This window comes from Glutamicibacter sp. GQ173 (assembly GCF_059759215.1).
The window spans coordinates 152,573-164,496 of the sequence record NZ_JCAXDT010000003.1 but is presented as its reverse complement, the minus strand read 5'-3'; the positions used below and the strand labels follow the sequence as shown (position 1 = coordinate 164,496).

Below are 11,924 nucleotides of genomic sequence, written 5' to 3'. Positions count from 1 at the left end.
TCTTTGGCCCGGAGCCGTGGCTAATTCCCCTGCGCACCGCTCGCTTTCACTCGGTGCAGCACGGTCGGGACAGAGTGGCCATTTGTGCCTGAACCCCAAATTCCACGTTATTCGTCATGGTCTTGATGTTCTCTCGGCGGCCGGTTGCACCGCCTTGCCCACCTAATAGTTTCATCCAATGCGCGCTCATCCAAGCTCGCTGCTCCGTCTCCTTGGAGTCCTGTTCAACAGCGCTTTCTGTGATTCCAAGAATTGCGCCCATCCCAGCAAAAATTGGACATCAACGCCTATCTTTCCAGTGGGATACGGGCCTATGATTTCTAATAGTCTTTGTACTGACAACTGTACATATGAACTTGATTTCAGCCCTGCCAAACCCAAGGAGGACCCGTGGCAAAACTCTCCATGAATGTCACAACAAGTTTTTACGGAAACGTGGCAACCGACATTGCTGCTGCCCGGTCGGCAGGATTCGGCGGCATCGAACTGCAAAGCCCGAAACTCTATCGCTATCTTGACGCCGGCTACTCGGTATACACACTTCCAGAAATGCTCACCGGACTCGAAGTAACAGGAATCGGCGCGGTCCTCGACCTTGAACGCCAGGGCACAGCTCGCGATCAGATGCTCCGCGAAGTCCAGCGGATGGCCGAAATCGCCACAGTGGTCGGCGCGCCGATCCTTCAAATGTGCACCGGGCCGGTGGACTGGAACGTGGTCAAGGATTTCAAGGCCGGACGCCTTGCCGATTCCGATGGCCGCTACCGCGGAACCCTTGGTCTTCCAGAGTCGGAAGCACTTGCCGTTGCAGCAGACAACGTCGGTGCTGCAGCCGATATCGCCGCTGATCACGGGTTGGAGATCTACCTGGAGCCCCTGGCATGGTCCAACATCAACCGTTGCCGCCAGGCTCTGGAAATCATTGAACGCTGCGGCCGCGAGAACGTTGGAATCGCCTTGGACACCTGGCATTTTTGGACTGTCGGCGACACCTTGGAAGAGGTCGCTGCCCTGCCCAAGGAACTCATCAAGGCCGCGCATATTTCCGACGGCCTGGATCTGGACCGCGAACGCGAAGTTCCCGCCCAAGACGTGCACCGCAATGTCGTGATCGGCGGTGGCGCCATTCCACTGCAGCAGTGGGTGGATGCCATCAAATCCACCGGCTACGACGGATGGTGGGTGTCCGAGATGTTCTCCGACCGCGCCAATGAACACGACTTCCACAAGGTTGCCAGCACCATGCGCAACCTTCTGGACATCATGATTTCCTAACTGCCAGCTACTTCTTACGGATCCCAAAAATGCAAAAATTTGCCTTGATCGGCGCTGGCTTCATTGGCTCAGTGCACGCACACAACCTGGCTTCGCACCCAGATGTTGAATTCAAGCTGGTCTACGACATCGACTTCCAACGCGCCACCATGCTGGCCGAACAACATGGCGCCAACGCGGCAGCATCACTTGATCAAGTCTTCGAGAACAATGACCTTGATGCGGTTTTCATCGCCTCATCCACCGATTCCCACGCGCAGAACCTCCGTCATGCCGCCGACGCAGGCCTGGCAGCACTGGTTGAAAAGCCAATCGACCTGGACCTGGAAACCGCCAAATCAACGGTGGCCTGCGTGGAACGCGCTGGAATCAAGGCCATGGTGAACTTCAATCGGCGTTTTGATCGCGCCCATGCAGAGCTGAAAGAGCTCGTGCACACCGGAAGAATCGGAGATGTCGCGCTGCTCCAGCTCACCTCGCGCGGGCCAGCGCTGCCGCCGGTGGACTACCTGAAAAGCTCCGGCGGCCAATTCCGCGACCAGGCCGTCCATTTTTATGATTTGGCCCGCTGGATCACCGGGCAGGACCCGGTGAAGATCCATGCCTACGGCTCGGCCTTGGCCGCTCCCGAGATCGCAGATTTCGGGGACGTGGATACTTCGATCAGCTCGCTGCTCTTTCCCGATGGGGCGCTGGCGCAAATCGATTGCGTGCGCCACACAAATTACGGCTACGACGAACGCATCGAGGCATTGGGGTCGGAGGGCATGGCGGAATCCGAGCGGCAGCGTTCGGGCCACGTCACCTTGTTCCAAGGACAGCAAGCGCAGTCTCACGGCCTGCACGGAAACTGGTTCGACAGGGTCCAGCCAACGTACGCTGCGAGCCTGGGCGCCTTTGTCCAGGCCCTGGAGGACGATCGCGAAGTGCCCATTACTCTTCGCGAAGGCCTCAAGTCCCAGGCCATCGCCCAGGCGGCGGTTCGTTCCGCAGCTTCGGGACGCAGCGAAATGATCGACTACTCGCTATAGGTGCCGCAGCAGCCAAATGGCCCGGTCCCTTTCACCATGGTGAAAGGGACCGGGCCATTTGGGCATTGATTGCCTCAGGCTGCTAGTTGGGGGCTGCGCCTGCCTCGGCTTCAGCCAGTTCCTCGGCGTGCCCGCCAAGTTGTTCGAGCTCGTGAGCCAGCTCGGCCAATTCGGCGCCACCGGCCATCTGGGCGGTCAGCTCTTCGACGGTGATTTCCGACTTGGAGTAGTACCCAATGGAGCGTCCGCGCTTGAGCAGCAGGAACGAGTCGCCCACCGGATATGCGTGGTGGGGGTTGTGCGTAATGAAGATGACGCCCAGCCCGCGGTCGCGCGCCTGCAGGATGTAGCGGAGCACCACACCCGACTGCTTGACGCCCAAGGCGGCCGTTGGCTCATCGAGGATCAAGACCTTGGCCCCGAAATACACTGCACGGGCGATGGCAACACACTGGCGTTCACCACCTGAGAGCTGGCCGATCGGCTGTTCCACGTCGCGCAGGTCGATCCCCATGTCGGAGAGCTCCTGCTTGGTGATGTCCTTCATCTTCTGCACATCAAGCTTCTTGAATGGACCTGCACCGGTGGTGAGCTCCGAGCCAAGGAAGAAGTTGCGCCAGATCGGCATCAGCGGAACAACAGCTAGATCCTGGTATACCGCGGCGATGCCGGCATCCAGTGCGACGCGCGGGCTCTTGAGCTTGATGGCAGAGCCATGCAGGTTGAACTCGCCCTCGTCATGCTGGTGCAGTCCGGCGATGATCTTGATCAGCGTGGACTTTCCGGCGCCGTTGTCGCCGAGCACGCAGGTCACCTTGCCCGGGTCAACCACCATGTCCACACCTCGCAGGGCGATGATGCTGCCATAGTGCTTGCCGACGCCCTTGAGTGTCAGCAGGTTGTCGCTGGTTTTGGGCTCGAGCTTTTCGAGCAGCTCTTCGGCCTTCTTGTTCTGTCGATTTTTCATGATCATGTCCTTGGCTTCCTACTTGCTGGATTCCGCGCGCTTTTTCACCACGATGTTCACAACCGTGGCCAGCAGCAGCATCAGGCCCAGGAAGAACTTGAACCAGTCCGGGTTCCAATCGGCGTAGACGATGCCCTTATTGGCCATGCCGAAGATGAAGGCGCCGATGGCACCACCGATGGCTGAACCGTAGCCACCGGTGAGCAGGCAGCCGCCGATCACCGCGGCAATGATGTAGAGGAATTCGTTGCCGATGCCTTCACCTGACTGCACTGCGTCGAAGGCGAACAGGTTGTGCATGCCCAAGACCCAGCCGCAGAAGCCGACGGCCATGAACAGGCCAATCTTGGTGCGAACTACCGGAACACCGACGGCACGAGCGGCCTTTTCATCTCCGCCGATGGCGAAGATCCAGTTGCCGACTTTGGTGCGGAGCAAGATCCACGAGGCCACGATGACCAGGGCGATCCAGATGAAGACAGTCACCTTCACATCGATTCCGGCAATATTCACCGATGAGGCGAAGACTGCCTTGGCACTTTGGAAACCGTCCATGTCCGCAATGGAAGGAGAGGAGACCGAGCCGCCGATGGCTCGGGTCAGGCCCAGGTTCAGGCCGGTAAGCATCAGGAAGCTGGCCAGAGTCACGATGAAGGATGGCAGCTTGGTCTTGATCAGGATGATTCCGTTGATGAATCCGATCAGCAGCGAAACGACCAGCGCCAAGACAACACCGACCCAGACATTCATGCCGAAATACCAGGAAATCAGCGAGGCGCTCAGGGCCGAGGAGATCACCGCGACACCGGTGGACAGGTCGAATTCGCCACCGATCATCAGCAATGACACGCCCACTGCCATGATTCCGATGGTTGACGCGCCGTACAGGACGGTGGCCAGGGAGGCCGGGGACAAGAAGACCGGGGCGACGATGGCAAAGAAGACGAACAGTGCCACGGCGCCTACAAGGGCGCCGATCTCCGGGCGGCCCAGGAGAATGGATAGCGTGCTTTTCTTGCCGACTCGCTCGTCTTGCTCAGCGGCGCTTTTCTTGTGCGAGGGTGAGGCTGTTAGTGATGACATGAGTTTTCCTCCGTGTCCAAGATGCGTGCCTGCAGGTTGTTGCAACCTGCAGGACACGCGCTGGGGACGTGGCTAGCGGACGCCTTCTTCGGCGAAACTGGTGATTTTCTCTGCCACGGCCTTATCGACAATGGCAGGGCCGGTCAACGTTGCCTGTCCGCCGCCAATAGTGAATCCGCCACGGTAGTTCTGCCACAGGGCATCAACCGCCATGTAGCCCTGCAACCATGGCTGCTGGTCCACGGTGAACAGCACGTTGCCCTTGGTGATTTCCTGGACAAGCTGGGCGTTCATGTCGAAGGATGCGACTTCAACCTTCGAATTGGCCGTCGCCTTGGCTTTGAGCAGGGTCATGGTGAAAGGAGCGCCCAAGCCGATGATGGCATCAGCCTGCTTGTCGGATTGGAGCTTGGCCGTGGCAGTGGATTCAACCTGCGTCATATCGGTGCCTTGGACGTAGAGCACCTCGGTGCCCGGGATAACCTTCTTCACACCGGCGCAGCGGGCTTCAAGGCCAACGTGTCCTTGTTCCTGGATCACGCAGATAGGCTTCTTGAGACCGGCTTCCTTGAGCTTTTCACCGGCCGCTTCGCCGGCGAGCTGCTCATTGGATCCGAAGTGGGCGAAGACGCCTAGGTCTTTGAACCGGTCTTCACCGGCATTCAGGCTGACGATGGGGATCCCGGCGTCGGTGGCCTTTTTCAGCGCGCCCTTCATGGCATCCGGCTTGGCCAGGGTTACTGCAATGCCGTCTACTCCCTGGTCAATCGCCTGCTCGATGAGCTGGGACTGGCGTCCGCCATCGGGGTCGCTGAGGTACTGAAGTTCAACATTGTCCTTGGCAGCTGCCTCTTCGGCTCCCTTGCGGATAATGTCCCAGAAAGTATCGCCGGGTGCGGCGTGGGTGATGACTGCAACTTTGATGCGTTCGGTGGTTGCTACGGAGCCACCGCCACCGTTGGCCTCAGGTTCTGGTGCCCGCCCTCCAGTGGACGAGCAGGCCGCCAAGCCCAGAGCCGGGACGATGGCCAGTGTTATTGCGAGTTTGCGCCAAGTTGGCTTTCCCATTATTTTTCCCCTTCAGGAATCCGCCGGCACACCCCGATTCTCCCCAGGAGCGAGCCGAATGATCTAGTTATCGTGACCTGAATCACAAGATGTCTAAAGTGTGCGTCACGGAAGGCAATCCGTCAAGACTTTGTAAAGACATAAGGATGTGAAGACGAGGAGTCGGATTCTCGCAATAGGTGGAAGATCCACCGAACCCTCATAGGGATCGCGGGGGCACTTCGGATGATGCGCGCACGATGATCCGTGGCAAAATCTTTATTTGACGTGCGAATTTTCCTTCTGGGTTGCGCATTAAATGAAGCAGGAGCCGCGCGCTTCCGCGGCCCAGATCTTGGGAATCAGAGTCGACACTGGTCAACGAGATCCTCCCCAAAGATGACAAGGAAATATTGTCGTAACCCGTCACCGCAGCGCTGGCCCCGACCTCGTCCAGGGCCTGCATCGCGCCGAAGGCGCACAGGTCATTGAAGCAGGCCAGCGCTTGTGGCCGCTTACCGGATGCCAGCAACTGAGCCACGGCCTCATATCCGGCTTTAAGGCTTGGGCCAGCTTCCACCACCTGCACCTGCTCGCGCAGGCCGTGCCGCTGCATGGCCCGGTGATAAGCGGCTTCACGCAGTGCGGCCACTGGACCAGAACCACCTGATATATGGGTAATTTGCGCATTGCCGCCACTGACCAGATGGTCGATCACCAAACCAAACCCCTGCTCGTCATCAATGGACGCTACTGCGGTATTCGCTTGCGGCTCACGCCCGCTGCCAACGAATACCGCGGGGGTCTCACCCAGCGCAGATTCAAAGCTGGCCGCGTCATCAGCTGAGCCCACGACCAGGATCCCGCTGACCCGCAGATCACGCAGGGCTTGCAGCTCCGCCGTGCCAATGCCCTGTCCATCATGGATGGCCGCGGCACTGAACAGCACGTCGAACCCTGCCACTTGCAGCTGCTCGCGCACCACCTCGGCAACTTCGAGCACCCACGGATTGTGCAGTTCGCCCAAGACCACGCCAATCGCGTGGCGGTTCTCCGCCACCAAGGATCGGGCCGCCAAGTTGGGCTGGTAGCCGAGCTCTCGGATTGAATCCTCGACCCGCGAACGCCGCAGCGAACTGACCTTGCTGGGATCCGAGAGCACCAAGGACACGAGGGACTTGGAGACCCCCGCGTGCTTGGCGACATCGCGGATAGTGGGGCGGCGATTTGGCATCGGCAACATGGCAGTCAGTATTGCATCTTCTGGCCCTGGGCTGGCTTGCCTGTTTGCTGCCAGTCTCCAGTGGCCGCGGATTTTTCGGCGGCTTCGACGAGGGCGGCAGCGGCCACCGCGTCAGCGATGGTGGAGTTGGTTTTCTCGCCCCCGCAAACGGCCAGCAGGAACTTTTTGGCTTCGATGATTTTAAGGTCGTCGAAACCCATGGCATTGCCCGGCCCGGGCTGGAAGCGCGAGTACTCCCCATGCCTTGGTGAGCCAATCACCGTGGTGAACCCTTGTTCTTCGTTATTCCGGCCAAGGACTACTTCGAGTTCGTTCAGGCTCTCGTAATCCCACTTGACCGAGCCGTCGGTGCCATAGATTTCCAGGCGGTAGCCGCATTGCGGGCCGATGGCTACGCGCGAAGCCTCGATGGTACCGATGGCGCGCTGGGCGAGGCCCTCCGGACTGAACCGAACCAGCGCAGCAGCATAGTCCTCGTTTTCCACCTCGCCCATTTCACCGCCTTCAATCAAATCAAAATGCGTTCCCTGGCCCATGGACAGCTTGGGCCTGGCGGGAATCATGACATTGGTTGCAGCGCTGATGCTCTGGATGGAACCCACCACGTGGCTGCACAGGTCTACGGCATGGCTGAACAGATCGGCAAGCGCGCCGCTGCCCGCAAGTTCCCGATTGAAGCGCCAGGATAGCGCCGCCCGCGGATCAGCAGCATAGCCAGCGAGGAAACTGGCACGCACGTTGGTGATTTCTCCCAGCCGGCCATCGCCAACCAGCTGCCGAGCCCGTTCTATGGCTGGCGCATGGCGGTAGTTGAATCCAACAGAGGTCTCGACCCCGTTGCGGGCCACGGCCTGCTCGATGGACTGCGTTTCTGCCAGGCTGCGGCCGGCAGGCTTTTCGATCCAGAAGTGCTTTCCGGCTTCAGCTGCGGCAATCGCCATCTCGGCGTGAAGGAAGTTGGGCGCGCAGATGGAGACGACATCAACCTCGGGATCCGCAAGGACTTCGTGGTAGTCCAGGGTCCCGCGCTCAAAGCCCAGGGTGGAAATGGCGTAGTCCACCCGGGACTGCTCGGTATCCGCGGCGACAACCAGTCGCGGCTTGATTCCGAGCTCCGGATAAACGTAGGGCACGGAACTATACGCGCGGGCATGCAGCTTGCCCATCCATCCCACTGAAATCAGCCCAACTCCAACGGTGCGCTGTTGATTCATGATGCTCTCCCTGTCTGCGGCGATGCGGGCCGCGTGCCCTTCTTGGCTCTCCGGATCCCCAATTGTTGGACCGTTCCAAAAAACCCTATGCGCCTCCCGGACCTGCAGGCAATGAATTTCGTTCGATTTTTTGTTAGGACAATTGGACAAGGTGACGTTTCCGTCCAAACTCCCTAGTAAAACAGGGATTATCAACCGCATCGGAGCGGCTGCACGCGGCCTATCCGACAACGCCCACAGCGGCCAACTGCTCTGGATCACGCTGATTTTCACCCAGGGGATGCCCAAAGCGTCAACTTTCCTATATAGTTTGTCCTGTCAAAGCGACATATGACTACGAAGTCGCCGGCAAGGAGCAATTGTGAGCACACCACTGAGCATCAAGATCGACAGATCTTCACCGATCCCCCTCTACCACCAGGTAGTGCAAGGCATCGAAGGCGCCATCCGCGACGGTTCTCTCGCTTCGGGCACCCGGCTGGAAAACGAAATCGAGCTGGCCCAGCGACTGCGGCTATCCCGCCCCACCATCCGCAAGGCCATGGATGATCTCGTCCAGTCAGGGCTCCTGGTGCGCAAGCGCGGAGTGGGTACGCAGGTCGTGTCCAGTCAAATCCGCCGGCACCTTGAACTCTCCAGCCTGAACGACGACCTTGAGCGTGCCGGAAAGAAGCCCTCCACTACGCTGCTCAGCTTCGAGCACATTCCAGCTCCGTCGGAAATCCAGGAACTTCTCTCGTTGCCCAATGGCGTTTCGGTCTACCACTTCACCCGTCTGCGTTCTGCCGGCGGCAGCCCGCTGGCGCTGATGGAGAACTGGGTGCGCGACGACATTGTCGAGCTCGATGAAAAGTCCTTGCGCGCCCATGGCCTCTACGAGCTCTTGCGCGACGCGGGCGTCAATTTCCGGCTCGCACAGCAGCGCATCGGTGCAACCATCGCCGATGACGCCCAGGCGCACGCCCTTGATACCAGCGCGGGTTCGGCCCTGGTCACCATGCAGCGCACCGCTGTCGATGACACCGGTCGCAATGTTGAGACGGGGTCTCACGTCTACCGCGCCGACTCTTACAGCTTTGAAATGACCTTGGTGCAACGCTAGGCACCTGGCACCGCCATCGAAAGGACTGACCGATGACCGATTGGATCTACCCTGCTGGTTCCGCAGCTGACGGTAACTGGAGCGTCTCGCTTGGTGCCCATGATTCCGCCACCGCTGTCGACGGCTGGGCCCATACCGGGCTCAAGGTGGCCGAGCTGGCTCCCGGACAAACGATCCAGTTGGATGCCGCCAGCGAGGAACGGATCGTCATTCCGCTGGGCGGAGAGTCATTCACCGTCAACATCGGCGGCGACGATTACCTGCTCACCGGCCGCGATTCGGTCTTTGCCGGTCCTGCAGATGTCCTCTACTCGGGCATCAATACGGCACTGAGCATCAGCGCTGAGCAGGGAGGCCGCGTGGCCATCGCACTGGCGCCGGCCAAGCAGTCCTACCCCACCCGCTTGATCAAGGCCAAAGAGACGCCGGTGGAGCTGCGCGGAGCCGGCAACTGTTCCCGACAGGTCCACAATTTCGGCACCCCGGCCGCGCTGGAGGCGGACCGATTTATCGTCTGCGAAGTGATCACCCCGGCCGGCAACTGGTCTTCCTACCCTCCGCACAAGCATGATGAGGAGAAAGAAGGCGAGACCAGCCTCGAGGAGATCTACTACTTCGAAACCCAGCTGGCCCGGGATATGCCGGCCCCTGAAGCCTCCGATCCCATTGGCTACGCCCGCGTCTACGCCTCGGATGAGCGTCCCATCGACGTCACTGCCGAAGTCCGCACCGGCGATGTCGTCCTGGTTCCCTATGGCTGGCATGGTCCGGCCATGGCAGCGCCGGGCTATGACCTCTACTACCTGAATGTCATGGCTGGCCCTGGCCGAGTGCGTGATTGGCTAATCAGCGATGACCCGCACCACGGCTGGATCCGCCAGACCTGGGATGCGCAGAGCATGGATCCGCGCTTGCCCTTCGGGCCCTCGGCCTAGTTCACGATGGCACAAAGCGAAGCGGTGGCAACAGGAATTCCTGTTGCCACCGCTTCGCTTTATCGGTTTCTGCCCGCTAGCTGGGCCAGTGGTTCGAAGGCCTGGGCAAAGGCCGCGATGGCACCTTCAGAATCCGCGCTGGCATAGGCTTCCATGCCAATGGGACCCGAGTATCCGAGCTGGGCCAGCGCCTGGGCTACCGCACGATAATTGATCTCTCCGGTTCCCGGCTCGCAACGCCCCGGAACGTCGGCCACCTGGATTTCTCCGATATGCGGCAGCGCCGCACGCACCAGCTCGATCAGGTTTCCTTCGCCGATTTGGGCATGGTAGAGGTCAAGCATCATTTTCACGTTGGGGTGGCCAACGGCTTTGACCAGGGCCAGGGTGTCCTTCGCCCGGCCCAGCGGGATGCCCGGGTGGTCAAGGATCGTATTCAGGTTCTCCAGCATGAACGTCACCTCGTGCTCTTCACCGAGGCGCCCCAGTTCTTCCAGGGTCCTTGCAGCGGTCAGCCACATTTGGCCGGTGGCCCTGAAACGCGGGGTGGCGGCCTGGCCGTCAATGAGCTGGGCCGGGTGCACTACCAGGCGGCTAATGCCCAGCTCCTTGGCGGCGGGAATCAGTTCCCTGGCCGTGCGCACTACTTCATGCGCACTGTCTGCATCGCACAGGCTGCCTTCGCTGTAGCCAGTCATGGAGCCGAAGCTCGCACCCGTGTCCGCGAGCGCTGAAAGGTCCTTGCCCCGGATGTCCCATAGCTCGATTTCAACTCCGGCCTGGTCGAGCTTCTTGACTCGATCGATCAGCGGAAGATCCAGGAAGACCATCTCGGCGCAGACCGCTAGTTGCGCGCTCATGCGTTGACCGCGAGTCGAGTTGCCGACTGAAGCTTGACCGGCAGGCCGGTTTCGGAGGATTCCAGGGCGGCCAGTGCCACGCGCAGGGCTGCCCGTGCATCGGCACCGGTCGGCACAGCCAGCACCGCGTCGGCGGTGCCTTCGCGCAAGCCGCGGATCTTGCGGGTGAAGATCGAAAGCTGATCGCGGTAGCCCTGGGCAAACAGTTCGATGTTCAGGCGTTCGGTCGGCGCATGCGCCCCCTGCGCGTCGAAGCTGGAAGCTGCCAGCTGCACCGGGTTGCCGGCCTGGACCATGCCGGAAGATCCAAAGAATTCTCCGCGCACGTCATAGCCGTAGCTGGCCGAGAAGTTCGCCTCGGCCACCGCGATGGCTCCGTTGGAGTAGCGCAGCGTGACCACCGCGGTATCCAGGAGGCCGGTTTTCTTGTGCTCGGGTGCCACCAATGCATCGGACATGGTGTAGACCTCGGTTACTTCGGCCTCGGAATTCAGCCAGTTCAGGGTGTCGAAGTCGTGAATCAGCGTTTCGGTGAAGATGACGTGGGAGCGAACCTTGTCGCCGTTGGGCAGGCCGCCTTCGACCTGCGGGTCGCGGGTCAGCGAGCGCATGAGCTGCGGTGTTCCAATTGCACCGGAAGCGATTTGCTCGGACACCAGCGCGAAGTCCTTGGCGAAGCGGCGATTGAAGCCGATCTGCAGCAGGACCCCAGCATCTTCAACAGCCTGCAGCGCCCGATCGAGGTCTGCCAGCGCGTGGGCTGCTGGCTTCTCGCAGAAGATGTGCTTCCCTGCGGCGGCAGCCTGGGCGATCAGGCTCGCGTGGAATGCCGAAGGGGCGCCAATGACCACGGCGTCCACGGTGTCGTCCGCGAAGACATCGGCAATGTCTTCGGTGTAGCTGGTGCATCCAAGTTCAGCGGCCAGCTCTGCAGCACGCCCTGGTGCCGGATCAGCAACCACATGAAGTACTGCATCGGGCAGGTATTGGGCCACGGTGCGTGCATGGAATGCACCGATCCAGCCGGTGCCAATGACAGCAATGCGCAATGGCTGCGTGGTGATTTCCGGCAATGCTTGGTAAGCCATGGAGTCTCTCCTAGAACGTTCTAGATTTGGTGTTCAGCAAAATCATGGCACACTGGATAGCATGTGTCTATAACGTTCT

General features: G+C 60.3%; 11 protein-coding genes. 4 read left to right on the top strand and 7 right to left on the bottom strand.

From position 1 onward, the window contains the following. Nucleotides 1-390: 390 nt before the first annotated feature. Entirely contained in the window at nt 391-1,275 is an 885-nt protein-coding gene (locus AC6CHO_RS06780; RefSeq protein ID WP_498214272.1) for a sugar phosphate isomerase/epimerase family protein, read from the top strand. Nucleotides 1,276-1,304: 29 nt separating this feature from the next. Next, complete coding sequence (locus tag AC6CHO_RS06775) at nt 1,305-2,306, top strand: Gfo/Idh/MocA family protein (protein WP_498214271.1); 1,002 nt, start codon at nt 1,305-1,307, stop codon at nt 2,304-2,306. A gap of 82 nt (nt 2,307-2,388) precedes the next feature. Here the strand turns inward: AC6CHO_RS06775 and AC6CHO_RS06770 are convergent, their stop codons facing one another. The 5 genes from AC6CHO_RS06770 to AC6CHO_RS06750 form a co-directional block, all read right to left on the bottom strand. Continuing rightward, nucleotides 2,389-3,273: an ATP-binding cassette domain-containing protein gene (locus tag AC6CHO_RS06770; protein ID WP_444661378.1), complete on the bottom strand. Its 885-nt coding sequence runs from the start codon at nt 3,271-3,273 to the stop codon at nt 2,389-2,391. An 18-nt stretch (nt 3,274-3,291) separates the two neighbouring features. Beyond that, nucleotides 3,292-4,356, bottom strand: a complete 1,065-nt coding sequence (locus AC6CHO_RS06765) for an ABC transporter permease (protein ID WP_498214270.1) — start codon at nt 4,354-4,356, stop codon at nt 3,292-3,294. Between the two features lie 72 nt (nt 4,357-4,428). Next, nucleotides 4,429-5,424 (bottom strand): substrate-binding domain-containing protein, encoded by a 996-nt coding sequence (locus AC6CHO_RS06760; RefSeq protein WP_498214269.1) that lies wholly within the window; start codon nt 5,422-5,424, stop codon nt 4,429-4,431. A 199-nt stretch (nt 5,425-5,623) separates the two neighbouring features. Continuing rightward, entirely contained in the window at nt 5,624-6,646 is a 1,023-nt protein-coding gene (locus AC6CHO_RS06755) for a LacI family DNA-binding transcriptional regulator (RefSeq protein ID WP_498214268.1), read from the bottom strand. 5 nt (nt 6,647-6,651) lie between these two features. Further along, nucleotides 6,652-7,860 carry a Gfo/Idh/MocA family protein gene (locus AC6CHO_RS06750; protein ID WP_498214267.1) on the bottom strand — a complete coding sequence of 403 codons (1,209 nt, stop codon included), beginning with the start codon at nt 7,858-7,860 and terminating at the stop codon, nt 6,652-6,654. A gap of 361 nt (nt 7,861-8,221) precedes the next feature. Between AC6CHO_RS06750 and AC6CHO_RS06745 the strand changes: the two genes are divergently transcribed. Next, nucleotides 8,222-8,962, top strand: a complete 741-nt coding sequence (locus AC6CHO_RS06745) for a GntR family transcriptional regulator (protein ID WP_498214266.1) — start codon at nt 8,222-8,224, stop codon at nt 8,960-8,962. Between the two features lie 32 nt (nt 8,963-8,994). Beyond that, complete coding sequence (gene iolB / locus AC6CHO_RS06740) at nt 8,995-9,897, top strand: 5-deoxy-glucuronate isomerase (RefSeq protein WP_498214265.1); 903 nt, start codon at nt 8,995-8,997, stop codon at nt 9,895-9,897. 59 nt (nt 9,898-9,956) lie between these two features. Here iolB and AC6CHO_RS06735 read toward each other — a convergent pair whose 3' ends face one another. Beyond that, on the bottom strand, nt 9,957-10,757 hold the full coding sequence (locus AC6CHO_RS06735) for a TIM barrel protein (RefSeq protein WP_498214263.1): 801 nt from the start codon (nt 10,755-10,757) through the stop codon (nt 9,957-9,959). Then, complete coding sequence (locus AC6CHO_RS06730; RefSeq protein ID WP_498214262.1) at nt 10,754-11,845, bottom strand: Gfo/Idh/MocA family oxidoreductase; 1,092 nt, start codon at nt 11,843-11,845, stop codon at nt 10,754-10,756. Before AC6CHO_RS06730 ends, AC6CHO_RS06735 begins: the two co-directional genes overlap by 4 nt. Nucleotides 11,846-11,924 lie beyond the last annotated feature (79 nt).

Excerpts from the sequence above, each read along its gene's own strand:
- AC6CHO_RS06755 (WP_498214268.1), bottom strand. The coding sequence starts at position 6,646 with ATGTTGCCGATGCCAAATCGCCGCCCCACTATCCGCGATGTCGCCAAG.
- AC6CHO_RS06770 (WP_444661378.1), bottom strand. The coding sequence starts at position 3,273 with ATGAAAAATCGACAGAACAAGAAGGCCGAAGAGCTGCTCGAAAAGCTC.
- AC6CHO_RS06775 (WP_498214271.1), top strand. The coding sequence starts at position 1,305 with ATGCAAAAATTTGCCTTGATCGGCGCTGGCTTCATTGGCTCAGTGCAC.
- AC6CHO_RS06760 (WP_498214269.1), bottom strand. The coding sequence starts at position 5,424 with ATGGGAAAGCCAACTTGGCGCAAACTCGCAATAACACTGGCCATCGTC.
- AC6CHO_RS06750 (WP_498214267.1), bottom strand. The coding sequence starts at position 7,860 with ATGAATCAACAGCGCACCGTTGGAGTTGGGCTGATTTCAGTGGGATGG.
- AC6CHO_RS06765 (WP_498214270.1), bottom strand. The coding sequence starts at position 4,356 with ATGTCATCACTAACAGCCTCACCCTCGCACAAGAAAAGCGCCGCTGAG.
- iolB (WP_498214265.1), top strand. The coding sequence starts at position 8,995 with ATGACCGATTGGATCTACCCTGCTGGTTCCGCAGCTGACGGTAACTGG.
- AC6CHO_RS06730 (WP_498214262.1), bottom strand. The coding sequence starts at position 11,845 with ATGGCTTACCAAGCATTGCCGGAAATCACCACGCAGCCATTGCGCATT.
- AC6CHO_RS06735 (WP_498214263.1), bottom strand. The coding sequence starts at position 10,757 with ATGAGCGCGCAACTAGCGGTCTGCGCCGAGATGGTCTTCCTGGATCTT.